This window comes from Hymenobacter sediminis, from assembly GCF_003231285.1.
GTDB lineage: Bacteria > Bacteroidota > Bacteroidia > Cytophagales > Hymenobacteraceae > Hymenobacter > Hymenobacter sediminis.
On sequence record NZ_QKNS01000002.1, the window covers coordinates 310,873 to 331,451 of the forward strand.

Below are 20,579 nucleotides of genomic sequence, written 5' to 3' on the forward strand. Positions count from 1 at the left end.
AAGTAGAGCTAATATAACGGGCCGTACGGGCTGATATTGAGGATATGCGCAAAATAAAAAGGCTCACCTGCTGTAGGTGAGCCTTTTTCAAGGAAAGTGAAATACAGATTACTTCGCCTTTCCGGTTGCTTTCTTAGCGGTAGTGCCCGCTGCCTTTTTAGCTGCTGGTTTCTTGGCCGCAGGTTTTTTAGCTGCTGCTTTTTTGGCTGGGGTATCGGCTTTTTCAGCAGCTTCAGGTGCTGCCTTCTTCGCAAAGCGGCCCCCTTTGGCTGGTTTGTCGGGGGTAGCCTCCGCCAACTCCAGGCAGCGCTCCAATGTCAGACCCGCCGGGTCTTCGCCCTTCGGAATCTTCACGTTCTTCTTGCCCGCCACAATGTAGGGCCCGAAGCGACCATTCAACACCTGCACATCGGGGTTCTCGGGGAACTCCTTAATCAGACGCTCGGCATCAGCTTTGCGCTTGGCCTCAATCAGGTCAATGGCTTCCTGGGCCGTGATGGTGTGCGGGTCCTGCTCCTTGGTAAGTGAGTAGAACTTGCTGTCGTGGCGGATGTAGGGGCCAAACCGACCTAGGGCAGCAGTCATATCCTTGTCCTCAAACTGGCCTACAATGCGCGGCAGTTTGAATAGGTCCAGGGCTTCCTCTAGGGTTATGCTCTCAATGAACTGTCCCTTGCGTAGGCTGGCGTACACCGCCTTTTCCTCCGAGCCTTCTTTGGGTTCAATCTGGACGTAAGGGCCGAAACGGCCCAGGCGCGCCGTAATTTTCTGTCCGGTTTCGGGGTGGGTCCCGATTTCACGGTTGCTACCCAGCGTGCTGCGCTCTATGTCTTGGCCGCGCTCCACGGTTTCATGGAAGGTGCCATAAAAACCGGCCAGCATATCGGTCCACTGTTCCTGCCCGTCGGCAATGCGGTCAAACTCGTCCTCTACCTTCGCCGTGAACTGATAATCAACGATTACCGGGAAGTGCTCTACCAGGAAGTCGTTGACCACCATGGCTGTATCGGTGGGGAAAAGCTTGGCTTTATCAGCGCCGTAGGTTTCGGTTTTTACCTCCGTCTTCACCTCAGCACCCTCCAGCGTCAGTACATGAAACTTGCGCTCCTTGCCCTCGCGTGAGTCCTTCTCAACATAGCCACGCTTCTGAATGGTGCTGATGGTAGGCGCGTACGTGGAAGGACGGCCAATACCCATTTCCTCCAGCTTTTTCACCAGCGAGGCTTCGGTGTAACGAGCGGGCGGCGTAGCGTAACGCTCCGTGGCGCGTAGTTGCTGCAGGGGCAATTCCTGGCCTACGTTGAGCGGCGGTAACCCCCGCGAAAACGACGATTCGCCGTCTTGCTCGTCATCGTCTTTGCTTTCGGCGTAAGCCTTCAGGAAACCTTCAAACGTGATAACCTCGCCGGTAGCTGTGAGGGTAGTACCGGGTTGCGTGCTGATGCCGATGGTAGCCACCGTGCGTTCAATCACTGCGTCGGCCATTTGCGAAGCCAAGGCGCGCTTGCGGATCAGGTCGTAGAGGCGCTGCTCCTGAGAATCGGAACCAGCCTTTACCAAAGCGAAGTCAGTAGGACGAATAGCTTCGTGGGCTTCCTGGGCCGAGGCCGACTTGGTTTTGAACTGCCGGGTGTTAGCGTATTCAGCACCGTAGGCAGCGGTAATGGCTTCCTTGGCAGCGGCCAGTGCATCCTGCGACAGGTTCACGGAGTCCGTCCGCATGTAGCTGATCTTGCCCGCTTCATAAAGCTTCTGGGCCACGCTCATCGTCTGAGCCACCGAGAAACCTAGCTTGCGCGAAGCTTCCTGCTGCAGGGTAGAGGTAGTAAACGGCGGAGCCGGGCTGCGCTTGCCAGGCTTTTTCTCGAGGTTTTCAATGCGGTAGGCCGCTCCCACGCACCGGGCCAAGAAGGCTTCGGCCTCCTCACGGGTTTTGAAGCGGGTAGGGAGTTCAGCTTCCAATACGGCGCCCCGGCCAGCATCGAAGCGTGCTACTACGCGGTAGGCTGAGGAGGTTTTAAACTGGCTGATTTCCCGCTCCCGCTCTACCACCAGCCGCACGGCCACCGACTGCACCCGGCCGGCTGACAAGCCAGTCTTTACTTTTTTCCACAGCACCGGGCTTAGCTCAAAGCCTACGAGGCGGTCAAGCACGCGCCGGGCTTGCTGAGCGTTAACCAAGTTGAGGTCAATTTCCCGGGGCGTGGCAATGGCATTAAGAATAGCATTCTTCGTGATTTCGCGGAACACAATGCGCCGCGTCTTCTCGTCGTTGAGGTTCAGAGTCTCGGCCAGGTGCCATGAAATAGCTTCGCCCTCGCGGTCATCGTCACTAGCCAACCAAACTGTTTCGGCTTCTTTGGCAAGCTTCTTCAACTGGCTAATTACTTCCCGCTTATCAGCCGATACTACATAGGTAGGCTTGAAGCCATTGGCAATATCAATGGCATTATTGTCCTTGGGCAAGTCGCGGACGTGGCCGAAGCTAGACTTGACCACGAAGTCCTTGCCCAAGTAGCCCTCAATGGTTTTGGCCTTGGCAGGAGATTCGACGATGACTAAATTTTTAACCATAGGGGTGGGATACGCTAGGCTTGTTTCGTAGGAAACGGCGGGGGAAGCGCAAAAGTTGAATTTTGCCGCAAAGATGCTGGAATAATCCGGCCTAGCAGCAGCAAGACAAGAATATCAGCTTGGTTTGCTCGGGCGGTTAGCGGCACTAAGTACCCTGTTGCACGGCAAATAGTTCATATTCCGAAGGTTAGTAGAAATAGCTAAGTTTTCAGGCAGAATTGTGCGCAGACAAGTCTATTTGCTAACTTTGCCCGTTCCTGAACCCTGTTACCTAGGGTTCTGTTAGGGCACCACCCTGCTTTAAGTGGGTTTCGCTACACCTCTAGTTTATGGCATCAGCTAAGACGCCCAAAAACAACCAACCGGCCCCCGCCGCTCCGGATACATTTGACGAATCGACATTGGTAAACGCCGACGATGACGACGGGGCTACTGCAATGTCGCAGCCTAATAACTATACCCGTAAACGGGGTACGGCCAGCACGGCTGGCTACAGCAACCAGGATCCTGATTATATTAATGATCAGTTGAACCGGGTTTTGTATGCCCTCGACGCCTTTAAGAAAGGCGACGTATCGGTACGGCTGACCAAGCAGAACGATGACATCTTCGCTGAAATAGCCGAGGCCTACAACTCCATGGTGGAGATGATTGGTGGGGTAGGCGGCGAGGTGTCGCGCATTTCGAAAGTTGCCGGGGTAGAGGGTAACTTGAAGGCTCGCGCTTCCGCTGACAATGCAGCGGGTTTCTGGCGCGACATGATCAACAACATCAATGGCCTGGTAGATAGCATTGCCGTGCCGGTGTTGGAGGTGGGCAAGGTGCTCAAGAACATCAGCAAAGGCAATCTGGACGAAACCTTTCAGATTCCGGTGTCGGGTGACTTTAAGGTGATGGCCGAAACCATCAACAAGACTATCGACAACCTGAACCTGTTCGCCGGCGAGGTAACCCGCGTGGCCCAGGAAGTAGGTACGGAGGGTAAGCTCGGTGGCCAAGCCTCGGTGCCAAACGTGGGTGGTATCTGGAAGGAGCTGACGGACAACGTAAACTACATGGCCTCGAACCTGACCTCTCAGGTGCGAGACATTGCCAACGTGGCAACCGCCGTAGCCCGCGGCGACTTGTCGCAGAAGATTACGGTAGACGTGAAGGGCGAACTGCTGCAACTGAAGCAGAACCTCAACCAGATGGTGGATTCCCTGAACCTGTTCGCCGGCGAGGTAACCCGTGTGGCGCAAGAGGTAGGTACCGAGGGTAAGCTCGGCGGCCAGGCTAGCGTACCAAACGTAGGCGGGGTGTGGAAGCAACTGACGGACAACGTAAACACGATGGCCTCAAACCTGACCCTGCAGGTACGAGACATTGCTAACGTGGCAACCGCCGTAGCAAAAGGTGACCTGACTCAGAAAATCACCGTGGACGTGAAAGGGGAACTGCTTCAGCTGAAGCAGAACCTCAACCAGATGGTGGACTCGCTCAACCTATTCGCCGGTGAGGTAACTCGTGTGGCGCAAGAGGTAGGTACGGAAGGCCGCCTCGGTGGCCAGGCCAGCGTACCGAACGTGGCTGGCGTATGGAAGGAGCTGACCGACAACGTAAACTACATGGCCTCGAACCTGACTTTGCAGGTACGAGACATTGCTAACGTGGCAACCGCCGTAGCAAAAGGCGACTTGTCGCAGAAGATTACGGTAGACGTAAAGGGCGAACTGCTGCAACTGAAGCAGAACCTGAACCAAATGGTGGACTCGCTCAACCTGTTCGCTGGCGAGGTAACTCGCGTGGCTCTTGAAGTAGGTACGGAAGGGAAACTAGGTGGTCAGGCTTCTGTACCCAATGTAGCGGGCGTATGGAAGGAGCTGACGGACAACGTAAACTACATGGCCTCAAACCTGACTTTGCAGGTGCGAGACATTGCTAACGTGGCAACCGCCGTAGCCCGCGGCGACTTGTCGCAGAAAATGACTGTAGATGTGAAAGGAGAAATCCTGGAGCTGAAGAACATCCTCAACCAGATGGTGGACTCGCTCAACATCTTCGGTGACGAAGTAACCCGCGTGGCCCGCGAAGTAGGTACGGAGGGTAAGCTCGGCGGCCAAGCCAACGTGCCCCGCGTAGGTGGTACTTGGAAAGAACTGACGGACAACGTAAACACGATGGCCTCGAACCTGACTTTGCAGGTACGAGACATTGCCAACGTAGCTACCGCTGTAGCAAAAGGTGACCTGACCCAGAAGATGACGGTGGATGTAAAAGGCGAGATTCTCGACCTAAAAAACATCCTCAATCAGATGGTGGACTCGCTTAATATCTTCGCCGGCGAGGTAACCCGCGTAGCGCGCGAGGTAGGTACCGAGGGTATTCTGGGCGGTCAGGCCAACGTGCCGAGCGTTTCGGGTACGTGGAAAGACCTCACCGACAACGTAAATACGATGGCCTCGAACCTGACCTCTCAGGTACGAGATATTGCCAACGTGGCAACTGCCGTAGCCCGCGGCGACCTAAGCCAAAAGGTAACGGTAAACGTACGCGGCGAGCTGTTGCAGCTGAAAGAGAACTTGAACCAGATGGTGGACTCGCTGAATACGTTCGGCGACGAAGTAACCCGCGTGGCCCGCGAAGTAGGCACGGAAGGTCGCCTGGGCGGCCAAGCCGTGGTACCCAACGTGCGCGGTACGTGGAAAGACCTGACGGACAACGTAAACACCATGGCTGCCTCGCTGACCTCTCAGGTGCGAGACATTGCCAACGTAACCTCCGCCGTAGCCCGCGGCGACCTAAGCCAGAAAGTATCGGTAGATGTAAAAGGCGAGCTGCTCGACCTCAAGGACAACATCAACGTGATGGTGGACTCCTTGAACATCTTTGCCGGCGAGGTAACCCGCGTGGCCTTGGAAGTAGGTACCGAAGGCCGTCTCGGTGGTCAAGCCAACGTACCCAGCGTGAGCGGGGTATGGAAGGAGCTGACTGACCGGGTAAACACCATGGCCTCGAACCTTACCACGCAGGTACGCGGTATCGTGAAGGTAGTTACGGCCGTATCGCAGGGTGACTTGACCCAGAAGCTGACTTTGGACGCTAAAGGGGAGGTAGCCGACCTGGCCGAAACCATCAACCGAATGGTGGACGACCTGAACCGTCTGGCTTCGGAAGTTAGCCGCGTGGCACGTGTAGCGGGTGGCGAAGGCAAGCTGACGGAACGCGCCACAGTAACCGACGTATCGGGCTCCTGGAAAGAACTGGTGGACACCCTGAACGCCCTGATTGAATCCATTGCGTCGCCGGTACTAGAAGTATCGCGCGTAGTACGAGCCATTTCAGAAGGCGACCTGCAGCAGCAGGTGGAAATCGAAACCACCGGCGACATCCGCGCCATGGCCGACGCTCTGAACCTGGCCGTAGACAACCTCAACGAGTTGCTCGGTGAGATTAATGAATCGTCGCAGATCGTAGGGGAGTCGTCGGAGGAAATGGTGGTGAAAGGGCAGGAGATGAGCCGGGTGACCGTTGACGTGGCCCTGGCCATGCAGCAGATGGCCGAAGGCGCCCAGAACCAGGCTCTCAAGACCGACCAGGCCTTCAAGCTGATCGAGGAAATTATGCAGGCTACCAAGGAAACGGCCGGTAAAGCCGACGTTGGTATCAAGGCTGCTATCCTCGGTGAGCAAACCTCACAGCTGGGTCTGAAAACGGTAGCAGAAGTGGTGAAAAACATGGAGGAAATCAGCTCGGCTGCCGCCCAGACCTCCAAGACCATCGAAGTACTGAGCACCCGCTCTCAGGAAATCAGCAAGTCGCTGGGCGTTATCACCGATATTGCCTCGCAAACCAACCTGCTGGCTCTGAATGCTGCTATCGAAGCGGCCCGTGCCGGGGAAGCTGGCCGTGGTTTCGCGGTAGTAGCTGAAGAAATCCGTAAGCTGGCAGAGGGCTCTCGTAAGTCGGCTAGTGAAATTGCAACTCTGGTAGAAGACGTTAAAAAGGATACTACCTCAGCGGCAACGGCAATCAGCACCATGGAAGGCCGAGTACTTAAAGGCAAGAACGCTACATTCGAAGCTAGCTCGGCCTTTAAGAACATTGCCACCAGCAGCGGCGAAACGCTCCGCACTTCCCGCGACATTCTGACGGCCACGGAGGTGCAGAAAACCTCTATTGGCGACGTAGTAAAATACGTGGAAGAGGTAGTAGCCATTGCCGAACAGACGGCTTCCGGTACTCAGCAGGTTGCCAGCACCGCCAAGCAGCTTTCCACAAGCATGCAGGAGCTGACTACCAGCAGCCAGAAGCTCACGGACATTGCCGACGACCTGCAGCTAGGCCTCTCAGCCTTCCAGCTGATGGAAGACTTGGAACCAGAGCCCGAACCAGAACCAGAGCCTATCCGTCGACGGACGTTGTTACGGCGAGCTGTGGCTACCCCAGTTCCGGCGGCTAACGCTACCAACAGGGCTGCTCGCCGGGCAACCACTACAGTTGCGGAAGCTCCGGCTACATCGGCTCGGAAAACAACACGCCGAGCTGTGGCTGCTACCCCTGCGCCGACAGTAAATCCTGACCAGCCTGCGGCTCCGGCTGCTCCCAAGAATAACCGCTCCCGCCGGAAAGAGGCTAAGGCCGAAACGCCTGCTCCAGCCCCGGCCAAGGCTCGGTCCTCAAAAGGGAAAGCCAAGTAAGTATTGTTTTAACTCTGCTCCGGGTCTTCGCTTTCTGCGGATGGCCCGGAGTAGGCGACCATAATTTCAGGCATGCCTGAGTCGGAAAAGAACGTCAAACAGGACCCTATTATTCAACTGATTGTATTTCGGTTGGGCGATGAGGAATACGGTATTCGCATTGAGCAGGTGAAGGAAGTGACCATCACTCCGGAAATTGCTCGTATGCCTAAAACTCCTCCGTTTGTGAAGGGCATTGCGAACCTGCGTGGCGATATTATTGCTATTGTCGACTTAGAAGAGCGGTTTCGCCTACGTCCGGCTGAGGTGGAAATGCCCTCTATGTCCTACACCATGGCAATTGAGGCCAAAGAGTACACCATTGGTATAATGGTGCGCGAAGTGCCTCAGCCGTTGTCCATTCCGGTGTCCAGCATTGAAAAGGCCCCCGAATTCATTCAGGACATCAACATTCACGATAAATACATTGAGGGAATTGCCAAAGTCGATGGCCGCATTGTTGTGGTTCTTGATATGCTGAAGCTGCTTACCCCCTCTGAAATCATGCAGTTGCAGCCGAAAGCAGAATCTTCCGCCGCCGGCAGCCGTACAAAGGGCTAGTCCTTTTGCACTGTTCAGCTTCTTACTTTTCCTCATTTCCTTTTCCATGAAAAACCGCATCCTCATCGTCGACGACTCCTTTTACATGCGCACGATGCTCAAGAATATGCTCACTGACGCCGGCTATGAGGTGGTAGGAGAAGCTGCTAATGGGCAACAGGCACTGGAAATGGCAGCTGAGACGAAGCCCGATCTAATTACGCTCGATGTTATCCTGCCTGACAATACAGGCCTAGATGTGTTGAAAGGCATCCGACTGGACCAGCCGGAAGTGAAAGTTGTCATGTGCTCGGCCGTAGGACAGGAAGTTATTGTAAACGAAGCCCTTGAGAGTGGCGCCACGGCCTACATTGTGAAGCCTTTCTCTGAAGAGAAAGTACTGGAAATTGTTGGCAGCGCCCTGCAGGAGTCGCCGTCTGCTACTGAGCAGGAATAAGTCCCTTCTGCATCCCGCCAGCTCTTCGTCTGCTTTCAGTAGCTAGTTCTTCTCGTGTCTTTTTTGACTGCTCCATTCCCCTTACTGCTCGGTAATCTGCCCACATCTGTGCGCGCAGAACTCACCCGGCTGCTGCACACCGATCCTGAATTGGAAGTGGTGGGCTCTGTCGTGGCTGCTGACGAGCTACCGAGAATGGCGCGCCGGTTACGGCCTGGAGTGGTGATAGTAACTGAAAGCGAGTTATTGGGATTAGAGCAATTGCAACGGGATTATCCGGTGCCAGTACTGCTTTATAGTACCCATCCGCCCTTGGCAGGTATGCTCCGTGAGGCAACTCGTTTAGGAGTGTACGACTACGTAACCCCGCTGCCTGAATCGGGACTGGCCTTGGCTGAGTGGCGCCTTGCGGTGCGGCGCAAGCTGTTGGCCGCGCGTCCCCGCAAAGCTGCCCCGGAGCCGACGAGCGTGCTCCGTCGTAAAGCAGTGCCGCTACCGCCCCGCGGGGTAGTAGTCATTGGCGGTTCCACGGGAGGGGCTCCGGCTGTAGAAGCTGTACTGCGCGACTTGCCTAAGGATTTCCCATGGGCTGTGGTTGTGGCTGTGCACCTACCCGAGTTATTTACTGATACACTAGTAGAGCGGCTCCGTAAGGTATCGGCCTTGCCTGTTATGGCCGCTACTGCAGGCAGCCGACTGGAGGCAGGTCGTGTGCTAGTTGCTCCTGGTGGTCGTAACTTGGTTGTGCAGCCAGTTGCTGCTACCCCCTGGGTAGAATGGCAAACCAATTTTGGTAATGAAGCCGGCCCTGATGTGCCGTCGGTAGATGTGCTGATGCACTCCGTAGTTCGAGCCTTGGGCCGTCATGTGCTAGGAGTAGTGCTTACTGGTTTTGGCCAAGATGGCACGGCAGGGGCAACCTTTATTCGCCAGCAGGGCGGAGTAGTAGTAGCCCAAGATGAGGCCACTTCGGCTGTGTTCGGTATGCCCAAATCCGTTATTCAGGCCGGGCAGGCCGATGCCGTGCTACCGCTTAATGCTATTGCCGATTTCGTGGTGCGCCATGTGCAGAGTACTCCCGTAGCTCGCTTCAACCGCTTTTCCTCACTCTCTTACTCTATGCCCGCGCAATGAAGTCAAGAGAGCAGGAATACCGCGAAATCTTCATGGCGGAGGCGTTGGAGTACTACGATGCCATGAGCCGGCATATTAGTGAGCTGGAACGCAACCCAACCGATGAACCGGCCCTGAATGAGCTGTTTCGGCTCATGCACAACCTGAAATCCAATGCCCGGGCCATGGGCTACAATCCTATTGGTGAACTGGCCCACCATATGGAGACAATTTTCGGGTTGATTCGCAGCCGGGAGAAAACGTTTACAGGCTCTATGGTGCCGGTTCTGTTCACCGGAATTGACACCATAGGGGAGATGATTCGGGCCGTCGGGGCTGGGGAAGAGTTGCCGGTAGCAGAAAATCTATTCGAAAACCTTGACCGACTGGTGCGGGGCGAAGAGCCCATTTTGGAGTCAGGAGAGGAAGACGAAGAAGATGCTACCCGCAAGCTAGAACTGTCAGATCTGGTCTATATCCAGATTCGGAAGCTGGATCATCTGCTGAACCTCGTCGGTGAGCTGACCATTGACCGAGACCGGGTGCTTACCCTCAGCCAGGAAATTGGCAACCCTGCTTTGGCCGCTGCCGCTGCCCACCTCTCGCGTATTGCTGATGAGCTGCAATACAGCGTGATGGATGCCCGCCTAGTAGGCGTAGGGTCGCTGTTTAATAAGTTCCCGCGGGTAGTGCGCGATGTGGCAACCACTGAAAAGAAGGATGTTGAGCTAACAGTTATAGGCGAAGACATCCAGATTGACCGTAACATCCTGCAAATTATTGCCGATGCGCTGCTGCACCTCGTGCGTAACGCCATCGGGCACGGCCTAGAAACGCCGGAAGAGCGAGAAGCAGCCGGCAAAACTGCGCAGGGCCACCTTACCCTTTCGGCCCAGGCCGAGCGCGACGACGTGCTGATTCAGGTGCGCGACGATGGCCGCGGCATCAATGTAAACAGCGTGCGCCGCAAAGCTGTGGAGCGCGGCTTGGTATCTGCCGAGGCGGCAGCAAACCTCGACGACGACGCTGTTCGCAGCTTTTTGTTTGAGCCTGGCTTCTCCATGGCTCAGGAAGTTACCGAAATATCGGGCCGGGGTGTTGGCTTAGATGTAGTAAAGCTGGCTATCGATTCATTGGGCGGCCAGTTGCGAGTAGAGTCAGTATTGGGAGAAGGCACTACCTTTACGCTGGTATTGCCTACGTCCATAGCTGTTAAGGGAGCGTTGCTCTTCCAGCTTGATCAGCGTAACTATGCCATTCCACTCATGCACACCGACTCGGTGGTGTCCTTGCTACCCGAAGACTTCAACGTGGTAGGAGGGGTGCTGCTCACGCGGGTGCAGGAAGAGAATGTACCAGTTGTGTCCTTGCGTCGTTTGTTGCATAACGGCGACGGGCCGTTGCAACCTGCTACGAAAGCTGACCTTATGGGTCGGCAGGATATTATCATTGTCAACTACAACAACCGTCGGCTTGGTCTTATTGTCGATAGATTTTTGCGCCAGCAGGATATTGTGGTTAAACCCATGAGTAAGCCGCTGGATACCATCGACTTGTTTGGCGGCGTTACCCTATTGGGCAGTGGGCAGGTATGCCTAGTGCTCGATGTGCCAGCGCTTACACGATTATTTCTGGCCAAACGACCATAACTCACGTATTGCAGACCTGTGGCGGCCTACTTCGGCTGGCCGCCCTTTTCAATTGATTCCTATGGATTTGCACATGACGGAACTGGAGCGGGATATCATCCGCGAAATCCTGAATATTGGCCTAGCTCGCGCGGCCGATTCATTCGCGGTGGTCGCCCAGGAGAAGGTATTGCTGGAAGTACCGAACCTCGATATCGTGTCAGGGAAAACCATTCTGGATATGGTACGTGACCTGCAGGCCGGACACGTTATCATTCAGTCCGATATCCGTGGCGAGTTCAACGGGACGACTCTCATGTTCTTCTCCGGGCAGCATGTCCAGCGTCTTTCGCGGGTATGCTTGCGCATGAGCACTTCAGATTCCACGCAGATTGATGAAATGCAGGAATCTTTGCTGCTAGAAATCAGCAATATCATTACTGGAGCGTTGGTAACACAGCTTGCCAATATTCTAAAAGCCAGCATCTACGGTGCGCCGCCAACCCATCCGCGGGGCGATATGGCTAACTCGCTGAATAGTCTGCTTCTGAACCGGCCCATGGTGCAGCCGCTTATCTTCTCTGTGGTTACCCAGTTCTCCGATAAAGACAATTCAGTAGAGCTACCTCTCATGATTTTCTTTGATCGGGATACCTTCGAGAAAATTCTTGACATCATCCGGACCTATGATTTTATGGGCGGGCAGCAAGCTGGCTCTTAACTGCTTCCGGTCTGACTTAGGCGCAACCAAGTGCGGCCTCAACACCAAGAACAGCGCTGATCCGGCGTTGTATGTTCTGGGTGCGGAGGCCGCGGCCATTATAGCCTTCTTCTGTTTCTCACTTCAACTCGTTTATGTTTATGGCTGATTCTGCGTCTGCGCTGGAACAAAAGCTCGCTAACTTCGACCCCAATGCCCTCGGAGATACTGCCGGAGGGATTTATGGCCTTCCGTTTACACCAGAAGAAGCACAAGTAATCATCGTGCCCGTGCCATGGGAGGTTACGGTTTCCTACCGTGCCGGAACCGCCGAAGGCCCGGCGGCTATTCGCGAAGCTTCTCTGCAGGTTGACCTGTATGACCCAGACCTGCCCGACGCTTGGAAAATGGGTCTGGCCATGGAAGAGCCCGATGAGAAAATTGCGGCCGAAAGCTTGGACTTGCGCCCAACTGCTGAAGGCTACATTGGCTGGCTAGAAGAAGGCGAGCCCGAGGCTACCCATAGCAGCTTCTCTCAAGTGCCGACTCGCATCAATGAGCGGGGCCAAGCACTGCTGGAGTGGCTGAAAACTAAGACCGGTGCTCTGCTTGATGCTGGCAAGGGGGTAGTAGTTTTGGGTGGCGACCATAGTACGCCGTTGGGCTACCTCCATGCGCTGGCTGAACGCCACCAGGAGTTTGGGATTCTTCAGATTGATGCCCACTGCGACCTGCGACCGGCCTACGAAGGCTTCGAGTTTTCGCACGCCTCCATCATGTACAACGCTCTGAAGCTGCCCCAGGTGAAGAAGCTGGTGCAGGTTGGCATTCGGGACTACTGCCAGCAAGAAGCTGAGTTCATTGACCAGAGTAACGGACGCGTAGCCTTGTTTGCCGACCGGTTTCTGCAGGCGGAAATGCTGGGCGGTAAATCCTGGAAAAAAGAGTGCAAGAAGATTATTGCCCAGCTGCCCGACAAAGTATACCTGAGCTTTGACATCGATGGTCTCGACCCCAAGCTGTGCCCCGGCACCGGTACGCCTGTGCCAGGTGGGCTGGAGTTCGAGCAAGCGCTGTACCTGATCCGGATGGTTGTACGCTCAGGCCGCACCATTATCGGCTGCGACCTGAATGAAGTAGCTCCCGGCGATACAGAGTGGAACGCCATTGTGGGTGCCCGGCTGCTCTACCACATGGCTAACTGGATGGGTGTATCGCAGGGACGACTGAAGGCCCGGCCCTCGGAGAAATAGGGAAAGCCAACGCCTGATGCGCTTTTGCGTATCGGCGTATAGGCTTATTTCTATAAGCCTGGTAACTCTCCCCTCACTCCAACCCTACACCAATCATGGGATTCATTCTCAAGTTTTTGCTCTCGGCGGTCATCACTTATGTGTTGGCTAAATTTCTGCCCGGCTCCCAAATCGGGGGCTTTGGTGATGCCATCATCTTGGTGATTGTACTGGCTATCCTGAATGCGGTGGTGAAGCCAATCCTTAAGATCATCGGCTTTCCCATCACCATTCTAACCCTAGGCCTGTTCTTGTTGGTTATCAACGCCTTGATTGTGATGATGGCCAGCTACCTGCTTACCGGGTTTGAGGTGGACGGCTTTGTATCCGCGCTGATATTTAGTGTGGTGCTTTCCGTAGTAACTGCCGTAGTCGATTTTATTGTAGACTAAGTAGTAGAGCCTTCGCTTAACAAAAAGTCCGGCCAGTATCTACTGGCCGGACTTTTTGTTAAGCGAAGGCTCTACTACTAGGCTTTGGCCTGCAATTGCGTGCGGCGCCAGCGGCGCCAAGCTCTGACAGCCACTAGGCCGAGCGCCCCGAGCAAGAACAGCGGCCAGGCCGTGACTACCGCGAGTACTAAGCCAGTCAGCAGTCCCCAGCCAGTATATACAGCCTGTGTAAAGCGGCTGGCAAAGGATAATACAGGTGCATCGGGTTGGGCTAGTGGCAGTGTTTGGAAATAGGTGAGTGTGATGGTAGAGTAACCTATTTGGTAGTTGAGCGTTTTGAGGCGGCTTTCCGTAGATTCAATCTGCTCCCGTACCTCGCCTATTTTCTCTTCAATGGCTAGGATGTCGGTAATCTTTTTGGCTTGCGACAGTAGGGCCACGTAGCGTTGCTCTACAGCCCGTTTGGTGCGAAGTCGCGCTGATACGTCGGCATGTTCAGCGGTTACGTCATCGGTGCTGAGCGTTTTTGATTCCAGCACTCCCAAACCGTTGAGGCTGTTGAGTAACTTCTGAAATTGACCTGGCAGCACTCGTATCGTCATCTTGTGCTCCCACTGGCCTTCCTCTCGTTCCTCCGATGCATCGGAGATGTAGGCGCCGTAAGCGTGGGCTAGGCTATCCACGCGCGCATTTGTCTTCACCAAGTTCTCAACTTTCACGCGTACATGAGCATGGTAAATGAGCTTGCGTGCCGCAGTAGGAGCCGCAGTTATAACTGTACCACGAGTAGGTAAGCCGGGCTCCTGGGCTTCAGGAGGCGCTGGTGCCTCAGGGGCCGGCGGGCCCTCTATTGCCGCCAGAGCCCCGTCCTCTGTGGCGGGTTCCTGTTTAATATTTTCCGCTGACTTACTGCAGGCGCTGAGCAAAAGTGAGGCAGCCACAATTACATTACACAGAGCAATTTTCATAGATGTAAGCAATAAGGGTGAACTATCAGTCTCTCTGACGCTAGCAGTTAATTCAACGAGTAGTATAGAGGTAACCGTATACAGAAATAAAAAGCCTGCCCTCTGGTAGAAGGCAGGCTTTTGTAGTCTAAATAGACTTAACCTTAGAGGCGGCGGATCTGTGCCCCCAGGGCCGTCAGTCGCTTATCAATGTTCTGGTAGCCACGATCAATCTGCTCAACGTTCTCAATCACGCTCCGGCCGTTGGCCGACAGAGCCGCAATGAGTAAGGCTACCCCTGCACGAATGTCGGGCGAGGTCATGGTGATGCCGTGCAGCTGCGTGCGTTTGTCGAGGCCGATGACGGTAGCGCGGTGGGGGTCACAGAGGATAATCTGGGCACCCATGTCGATGAGCTTGTCCACGAAGAACAGGCGCGACTCAAACATCTTCTGGTGAATGAGTACGGTGCCTTTGGCCTGGGTTGCCACCACCAGAATCACGCTCAGCAGGTCGGGCGTGAGGCCGGGCCAGGTGTGGTCAGAAATGGTTAGAATGCTGCCATCGAGGTAGGTAGCAATTTCATAATGGTCCTGAGCAGGTACGTAAATGTCGTCGCCGCGGAACTCCAGCTGAATGCCCAGCTTACGGAACGTATCCGGAATCAGGCCCAGCTCCGGAATCTGGCAGTCCTTGATGGTGATTTCCGAGCCCGTCATGGCTGCCAGGCCAATAAACGAACCGATTTCAATCATGTCGGGCAACATGCGGTGCTCGGTGCCACCCAGGCGCTCTACCCCTTCAATGGTGAGCAGGTTGGATCCGATACCGTTGATTTTGGCACCCATGCGCACCAGCATTTTGCAAAGCTGCTGCAGGTATGGCTCGCAGGCCGCGTTATAAATTGTTGTGGTGCCCTCAGCCAGTACGGCACCCATCACAATGTTGGCTGTTCCCGTTACCGAAGCTTCATCCAGCAGCATATAAGCGCCGCGTAGCTTGCCTTCGGTATTGATACGGTAGAAGTCGTTACCTTCCAGAGTAAGCTTGCCGCCTAGTTTCTCTAGCCCCAAGAAGTGGGTATCCATGGGCCGCCGGCCGATTTTGTCGCCACCCGGCTTCGGTAGCTGGCACTTGCCAAAGCGGGCCAGCATAGGACCCAGGATCATCACGGAGCCACGCAGAGCACCGGCCTGTGCCACGAACTCGGGAGTGTCGAGGTAGTCCAGGTGCACGTCATCGGCCTGGAAGCGGTACGTGTCATTCGACAGCTTGCCCACTTTTACACCCATGTCGCGCAGCAGCTCAATCAGCTTGTTGACGTCGCGGATGTCGGGGATGTTGGAAATCGTAACCTGCTCATCCGTGAGCAATACCGCGCACAGAATCTGGAGAGCTTCGTTTTTAGCGCCCTGGGGCACGATTTCACCTTTCAGCGGCTTACCGCCGATAACTTCAAAAGAGGCCATGGAGAGAGTTATTAGGAGCCAGCAGGCGAAAGCTGAAAGGCAGCGTACAAGCGGCAGGGCCTTTTGCCTTGCCAGGAACCTGTACTCTGTCTTCTAGCTTCAATTTTCCGGCTTCTGCAAAGATATTACTGCGGAGGTTGTTGGGGTTCTTGGCGGCCTTTTTTGCCACCACGGCGCTGTTTATCGCGCCGGTTGTTGCTACCCCCACTGCCACGCCGAACGTCGCGCTCCTGGCGGGGTTGGGGTACAATGAAGGGGGTAGGGCGACCATTGCTGGTGAACTCAAACAAATTTTGAGCATCAACCTGAGCAGGGTCGAGGGCCAACTGGCCGTTGGAGAGTTCCTTCAGGTGCTTCAGGATGGTGACATCCTTGGCGTTTTCCTTATTGTGGGAACGATACAAGAACTTCATCGTGCGGCCAATGACGATGGCTGCCTGCTCGCGTTCGGCGGGGTCTTCCAGGGTCAGCGCTTTTTCTACTAGTTGCTCCACAGCCCGGCCGTAGGCCCGGAATTTGGGGCCTTTGCTGGGGTAGGGCACACGCTGGGGCGGCGTTTGATTGGCTGGAGCGGCCAGCTCAAAGGGAGCATCCACATCCAACTCACCGTCGGCCATTTCGAATAGGTGGTTCCAGACTTTCTGCTGAGAGTCGGGCTGGTCACGCAGGGTAGGCTGAATCCGGAAGATAAGCTGCACGATTTGCTGGGCGCGGCGCGTCCGCTCGGCGCGGTCTTCGATGTCGCGTAGCTGTTGCACGAGCTGAAAAGTGCTCTGCCCGTATTCGCGCTGGAGCAGCTCGTGCTTATGAAGAGAAGGTAACGTCATGAAAATGGTATTCGAAGGGCCAAATATACGCCAAACCTTGCCCCAATGGCATCCTATTTTGCACAGGAAGGCCAGCGGCAAGGTTTAGCAGGAATGCGTAGTAGGAGAGAGCCGCACTATCAGCGTCTAAAGTAACGCGAAAGGGGCAATTTGGGTGCGTCCGGTTACTCAAGTAGGGTAGGGAAGCAGGATAAACTGCCAGCCTCACTACCCCTTGCAGGACACTTAGTGTACGCGCAGCTTGGCAAAGCTCAGGAGCAAGGTTTTTTCCCCAACTTCCTCAAATTGGATGATGGCCTTTACCGAACCGGCCTGGTTTTCCAGCTTCGTGACGGTGCCAAAGCCAAACTTGGGGTGCTCCACGCGCTGGCCAGTTTGCAGGTTGCTGGTATCAGAAGGCTTGAAGTCGGCAGGAGGGGAGTACTTGGTGGCTACGGTTTTGCGCGGAGCGGGCGGCACTAAGTTGCTGCGGCGCTCAAACACATGCCCGAACGGCGACTCGCCCGGACCGGCGCTACCCACCGGACCCGCCGAGAACTTGAAGTCAACAAACTTGGGGTCGATTTCGTCCAGAAAGCGGCTTTTCTCGCAGCTGCGCAGGTTGCCCCACTGGTAGCGGGAGGTAGCGTAGCTCAGGGTCAGCTTTTTCTCGGCCCGCGTGATGGCCACGTAGAACAGGCGGCGCTCCTCTTCCAGGTCGGCCCGCGAGGTAATCATCATTTGGCTCGGGAAAAGGTTTTCTTCCATGCCCACGATGTACACGTTGCGGAACTCCAGACCCTTAGCCGAGTGAATCGTCATGAGGGTTACCTGCTCGCCCTCGCTCTGGGCATCTTTGGTGTCGGCGTCCGTTACTAAGGCAATATCCTGCAGGAAGGAGCTGAGGCTCTTGTCTTCGCGCTCTGGGTCTTCCACAAAGGCCTTGATGCCGTTCAGAAGTTCCTGGATGTTTTCGTAGCGGGAGAGGCCCTCAATGCTCTTATCGGCGTACAGATCCTCAATCAGGCCCGAGTTTTTGGCAATGAACTTGGCCGCCTCAAAGGCATCATCCTTGGCTGCTACGGCGGTGTAGGCCTTAATCTTCTCCGCGAAGTCCACGATGGGGTTAGCAGCGCGGGTAGGCAGAAACTGGTCGGCGTTGGCGACTACCTCCCAAATGGTATGGTTCGATTCTTCGGCGGCGCTGATGAGCTTGGCAATGGTAGTGTCGCCGATGCCGCGCTTGGGGTAGTTGATGACGCGACGCAAGGCCTGCTCGTCGTTGGGGTTCACCGTCAGGCGGAGGTAGGCCACCAGGTCCTTGATTTCCTTGCGCTGGTAGAAGCTCAGACCGCCCACAATCTTGTACTTGATGTTGAGCTTGCGCAGGGCTTCTTCCATGGCCCGGCTCTGGGCGTTGGTGCGGTACAGGATGGCAAAGTCATCGTAGGACAAGTGGTGGTTCATCTTGTCTTCGTAGATGCTGTTGGCTACTAGCTTACCCTCCTCGTTGTCGGAAGCCGCCTTGAACACCTCAATCAGCGGACCTTCCTCGTTGTCGGAGAAAACGTCTTTACGTAGCTGGGCCTGGTTGTTTTTGATAACTGAGTTAGCGGCCCACACAATGTTTTTGGTGGAGCGGTAGTTTTGCTCAAGCTTAAACACCTGCAACTCGGGATAGTCCTTCTCAAAATTGAGAATGTTCTGAATATCAGCGCCCCGGAAAGCGTAGATACTTTGCGCATCGTCGCCAACCACGCAGATATTCCGCTCCTTAGCTGCCAGCTTGCGCGCAATCAAGTACTGGGAGTAGTTCGTATCCTGATACTCGTCCACCATCACGTACCGGAACATATTCTGGTACTTGTTCAGCACGTCGGGGTGGTCCTTGAACAGCACGTTGGTCTGGTAGAGCAGGTCATCGAAGTCCATAGCCCCAGCCTTGAAGCAACGGCTGGCGTACTGCTGGTAAATGACGCCCAGTTTGGGCCGCAGCGCCGCCTCATCGTCCTGCCGAATCACGGGGTCGTTAAGGTACTGCTGCACCGAAATCAGCTTGTTCTTGGCGGCCGAAATGCGACCCAGCACCATGTTCGGCTTGTACAGCTTGTCGTCCAGCTCCAGCTCTTTTAGGATCTGCCCAATCAGGGTTTTGGAGTCCTGGGTATCGTAAATAGTAAAGGAGCGGGGGTAGCCAATCTTGTCGGCCTCGGAGCGCAGGATGCGGGCGAAGATGCTGTGGAAAGTGCCCATCCACAGATTTTTGGCCTCGGGGCCTACCACCTTCTCAATACGAGCCCGCATCTCCTTGGCTGCCTTGTTGGTAAAGGTCAGGGCCAGGATGTTGAACGGATCTACTCCCTTTTCTAGTAGGTGAGCAATACGGTACGTAAGCACCCGGGTTTTACCGGAGCCCGCGCCGGCTATAATCATGCAGGGGCCTTCGGTGTGCAGCACGGCCGCCGCCTGGGAGGGGTTCAATAACGAGTGATAATCCAGTGCCATGCGTGTCAGTCAGATCGGAAACTAAGCTTTTTGGCTTGTTAGCAAAGGTAGGGCTTTCGGGTGGGGTAGCGAAACGCAATCTGGCGTCTGGTCTGTCCTACGCGCACGACGTAGGTGCGCAAAGCACCACCCCGAAAAGTACTAACCGAGAGCTGCGCTATTTGGTGCGCTTCGGCTGATTTATCGCGCAGTAGGGCGCCTGCTGTATCTTCGCGGCGTGAATTCTGCCGCTGCTTCTGCTACTCCTGCCGTGTTTCCCATCTCGCTGCTATGCCTTTCCAATAGCTGGGGCGGCCTGGAACTGAACACTGTTCGTTTTGCCGACTGGATGCGGCAGCGGGGCTGGCCCGTACAGATTATCACCTTAGCCGATTCTCCTATTGCTACCCGCGCCGCCGAGCTGGGCCTACCCCTTGCTCCCCTGCGCAACCCCTGGAAAGCAGCCGATATGCTGGCTGCGGGGCGTTTGGCAGGGCTGTTGCGAGGGTTTGGTACGCGGGTGCTCATCGTCACGCGGAATGGGGATTTGGGCGTAGCAGTGCTCTGTAAAACCTTCCGGCTACCGCAACTCCGGCTGGTTTACCAGCAGCACATGCAGCTTGGGCTGGCTAAGCGCGGGCTCCTGCACACCTTGCGCTACCGTGCCTTAGATGCCTGGCTGGCTCCACTACCCGGTTTGGCCCGGCAAGTGCTGGAGAAAACCCGCCTTGCGGCCAGCAAGCTGCACGTTGTGCCGCTGGGAATTGAGCTGGAGAAGTTTGCGCAGCCTGTCTTTTCGCAAGCTGAAGCCCGCGCTGAGTTGAGCTTGCCACTACCCCCCAATGCTGTGCTAATGGGTCTGATCGGGCGCTTCGACGATGGCAAGGGCCAGGATTTCGTGGTGGAAGCACTGGCTGCCCTCCGCCGGCGCTACCCCCAATTGCATATGCTGTTCGTGGGTGAGCCTACTCGCAACGAGGGCAACGCTTACCGCGAAGCCGTGCAGAAACGAGTGCAGGAGCTGGGCCTGACGGAGGTGGTGCATGTGCGGGAGTTTACCCTGAAACCTGAGGTAGCGTACCGGGCCCTCGACATCTCCATCACGGCTTCCGTGAACGAAACCTATGGTATGGTTACCATTGAGGCCATGGCTGCCGGCCTGCCCGTGGTAGCTTCCGCAACTGGCGGTACGCTGGAAATTGTGCGCGATGGTAACACTGGCTTGCTGTTTCCACTGCGCGATGAGGGCGCGTTTGTTGCTGCCGCGGAGCGGTTACTTCTGGCACCGGAGCTGGCCCGACGCCTGGGGCGACAGGCCCGACAGGAGGCCTTGGCCACTTACTCGCACCATCGCCAGTGCGAGCTGACGGAAAACGTACTACGGGCGCTGATCTAATTCCGGTATCTTTGCGGATTGTTTGCTCGGTAGCAACGGCACTACCCGCGCTTCTCGCGTGTT

The 20,579-nt window shown here is 55.6% G+C and carries 14 protein-coding genes; 9 read left to right on the forward strand and 5 right to left on the reverse strand.

The annotated features are described in order from the left end of the window. Positions 1-108: 108 nt before the first annotated feature. Entirely contained in the window at positions 109-2,574 is a 2,466-nt protein-coding gene (gene topA / locus DNI29_RS07875) for a type I DNA topoisomerase (protein ID WP_110977544.1), read from the reverse strand. A gap of 329 nt (positions 2,575-2,903) precedes the next feature. Between topA and DNI29_RS07880 the strand changes: the two genes are divergently transcribed. From DNI29_RS07880 to DNI29_RS07915, 8 genes are all read left to right on the forward strand, one after another. Beyond that, a complete protein-coding gene (locus DNI29_RS07880) occupies positions 2,904-7,253 on the forward strand; it encodes a HAMP domain-containing protein (RefSeq protein ID WP_162303549.1) in 4,350 nt (1,449 codons plus the stop codon). Between the two features lie 72 nt (positions 7,254-7,325). Beyond that, the gene (locus DNI29_RS07885; protein ID WP_110977545.1) at positions 7,326-7,853 is read left to right on the forward strand and encodes a chemotaxis protein CheW; all 528 of its coding nucleotides are present in this window, start codon (positions 7,326-7,328) and stop codon (positions 7,851-7,853) included. A 46-nt stretch (positions 7,854-7,899) separates the two neighbouring features. Continuing rightward, complete coding sequence (locus DNI29_RS07890) at positions 7,900-8,289, forward strand: response regulator (protein ID WP_110977546.1); 390 nt, start codon at positions 7,900-7,902, stop codon at positions 8,287-8,289. 108 nt (positions 8,290-8,397) lie between these two features. After that, a complete protein-coding gene (locus DNI29_RS07895; RefSeq protein WP_110977547.1) occupies positions 8,398-9,423 on the forward strand; it encodes a chemotaxis protein CheB in 1,026 nt (341 codons plus the stop codon). Continuing rightward, on the forward strand, positions 9,420-11,051 hold the full coding sequence (locus DNI29_RS07900; RefSeq protein ID WP_110977548.1) for a chemotaxis protein CheA: 1,632 nt from the start codon (positions 9,420-9,422) through the stop codon (positions 11,049-11,051). The genes DNI29_RS07895 and DNI29_RS07900 overlap by 4 nt, the downstream gene beginning before the upstream one ends. Before the next feature lie 61 nt (positions 11,052-11,112). Beyond that, the gene (locus DNI29_RS07905; RefSeq protein ID WP_238388042.1) at positions 11,113-11,751 is read left to right on the forward strand and encodes a chemotaxis protein CheC; all 639 of its coding nucleotides are present in this window, start codon (positions 11,113-11,115) and stop codon (positions 11,749-11,751) included. Positions 11,752-11,891: 140 nt separating this feature from the next. Next, the gene (locus DNI29_RS07910; protein ID WP_110977778.1) at positions 11,892-12,983 is read left to right on the forward strand and encodes an agmatinase family protein; all 1,092 of its coding nucleotides are present in this window, start codon (positions 11,892-11,894) and stop codon (positions 12,981-12,983) included. A gap of 95 nt (positions 12,984-13,078) precedes the next feature. Further along, entirely contained in the window at positions 13,079-13,414 is a 336-nt protein-coding gene (locus tag DNI29_RS07915; protein ID WP_110977549.1) for a phage holin family protein, read from the forward strand. A gap of 77 nt (positions 13,415-13,491) precedes the next feature. Here the strand turns inward: DNI29_RS07915 and DNI29_RS07920 are convergent, their stop codons facing one another. From DNI29_RS07920 to DNI29_RS07935, 4 genes are all read right to left on the reverse strand, one after another. Then, on the reverse strand, positions 13,492-14,382 hold the full coding sequence (locus DNI29_RS07920; protein WP_110977550.1) for a DUF4349 domain-containing protein: 891 nt from the start codon (positions 14,380-14,382) through the stop codon (positions 13,492-13,494). Positions 14,383-14,525: 143 nt separating this feature from the next. Continuing rightward, a complete protein-coding gene (gene murA / locus DNI29_RS07925) occupies positions 14,526-15,830 on the reverse strand; it encodes a UDP-N-acetylglucosamine 1-carboxyvinyltransferase (protein ID WP_110977551.1) in 1,305 nt (434 codons plus the stop codon). Between the two features lie 125 nt (positions 15,831-15,955). Then, positions 15,956-16,657 carry a DUF4290 domain-containing protein gene (locus DNI29_RS07930; RefSeq protein ID WP_110977552.1) on the reverse strand — a complete coding sequence of 234 codons (702 nt, stop codon included), beginning with the start codon at positions 16,655-16,657 and terminating at the stop codon, positions 15,956-15,958. Between the two features lie 225 nt (positions 16,658-16,882). Further along, positions 16,883-19,135, reverse strand: a complete 2,253-nt coding sequence (locus tag DNI29_RS07935; RefSeq protein WP_110977779.1) for an ATP-dependent helicase — start codon at positions 19,133-19,135, stop codon at positions 16,883-16,885. 223 nt (positions 19,136-19,358) lie between these two features. Between DNI29_RS07935 and DNI29_RS07940 the strand changes: the two genes are divergently transcribed. After that, positions 19,359-20,516, forward strand: coding sequence for a glycosyltransferase family 4 protein (locus tag DNI29_RS07940; protein ID WP_110977553.1), 1,158 nt, complete (start codon positions 19,359-19,361; stop codon positions 20,514-20,516). Positions 20,517-20,579: the final 63 nt, after the last annotated feature.

What these genes read in the sequence shown, in the direction of transcription:
- DNI29_RS07915 (WP_110977549.1), top strand. Translation starts at nt 13,079, where the DNA reads ATGGGATTCATTCTCAAGTTTTTGCTCTCGGCGGTCATCACTTATGTG.
- DNI29_RS07885 (WP_110977545.1), top strand. Translation starts at nt 7,326, where the DNA reads ATGCCTGAGTCGGAAAAGAACGTCAAACAGGACCCTATTATTCAACTG.
- DNI29_RS07880 (WP_162303549.1), top strand. Translation starts at nt 2,904, where the DNA reads ATGGCATCAGCTAAGACGCCCAAAAACAACCAACCGGCCCCCGCCGCT.
- DNI29_RS07900 (WP_110977548.1), top strand. Translation starts at nt 9,420, where the DNA reads ATGAAGTCAAGAGAGCAGGAATACCGCGAAATCTTCATGGCGGAGGCG.
- DNI29_RS07890 (WP_110977546.1), top strand. Translation starts at nt 7,900, where the DNA reads ATGAAAAACCGCATCCTCATCGTCGACGACTCCTTTTACATGCGCACG.
- DNI29_RS07905 (WP_238388042.1), top strand. Translation starts at nt 11,113, where the DNA reads ATGGATTTGCACATGACGGAACTGGAGCGGGATATCATCCGCGAAATC.
- DNI29_RS07920 (WP_110977550.1), bottom strand. Translation starts at nt 14,382, where the DNA reads ATGAAAATTGCTCTGTGTAATGTAATTGTGGCTGCCTCACTTTTGCTC.
- DNI29_RS07930 (WP_110977552.1), bottom strand. Translation starts at nt 16,657, where the DNA reads ATGACGTTACCTTCTCTTCATAAGCACGAGCTGCTCCAGCGCGAATAC.
- DNI29_RS07910 (WP_110977778.1), top strand. Translation starts at nt 11,892, where the DNA reads ATGGCTGATTCTGCGTCTGCGCTGGAACAAAAGCTCGCTAACTTCGAC.
- topA (WP_110977544.1), bottom strand. Translation starts at nt 2,574, where the DNA reads ATGGTTAAAAATTTAGTCATCGTCGAATCTCCTGCCAAGGCCAAAACC.
- murA (WP_110977551.1), bottom strand. Translation starts at nt 15,830, where the DNA reads ATGGCCTCTTTTGAAGTTATCGGCGGTAAGCCGCTGAAAGGTGAAATC.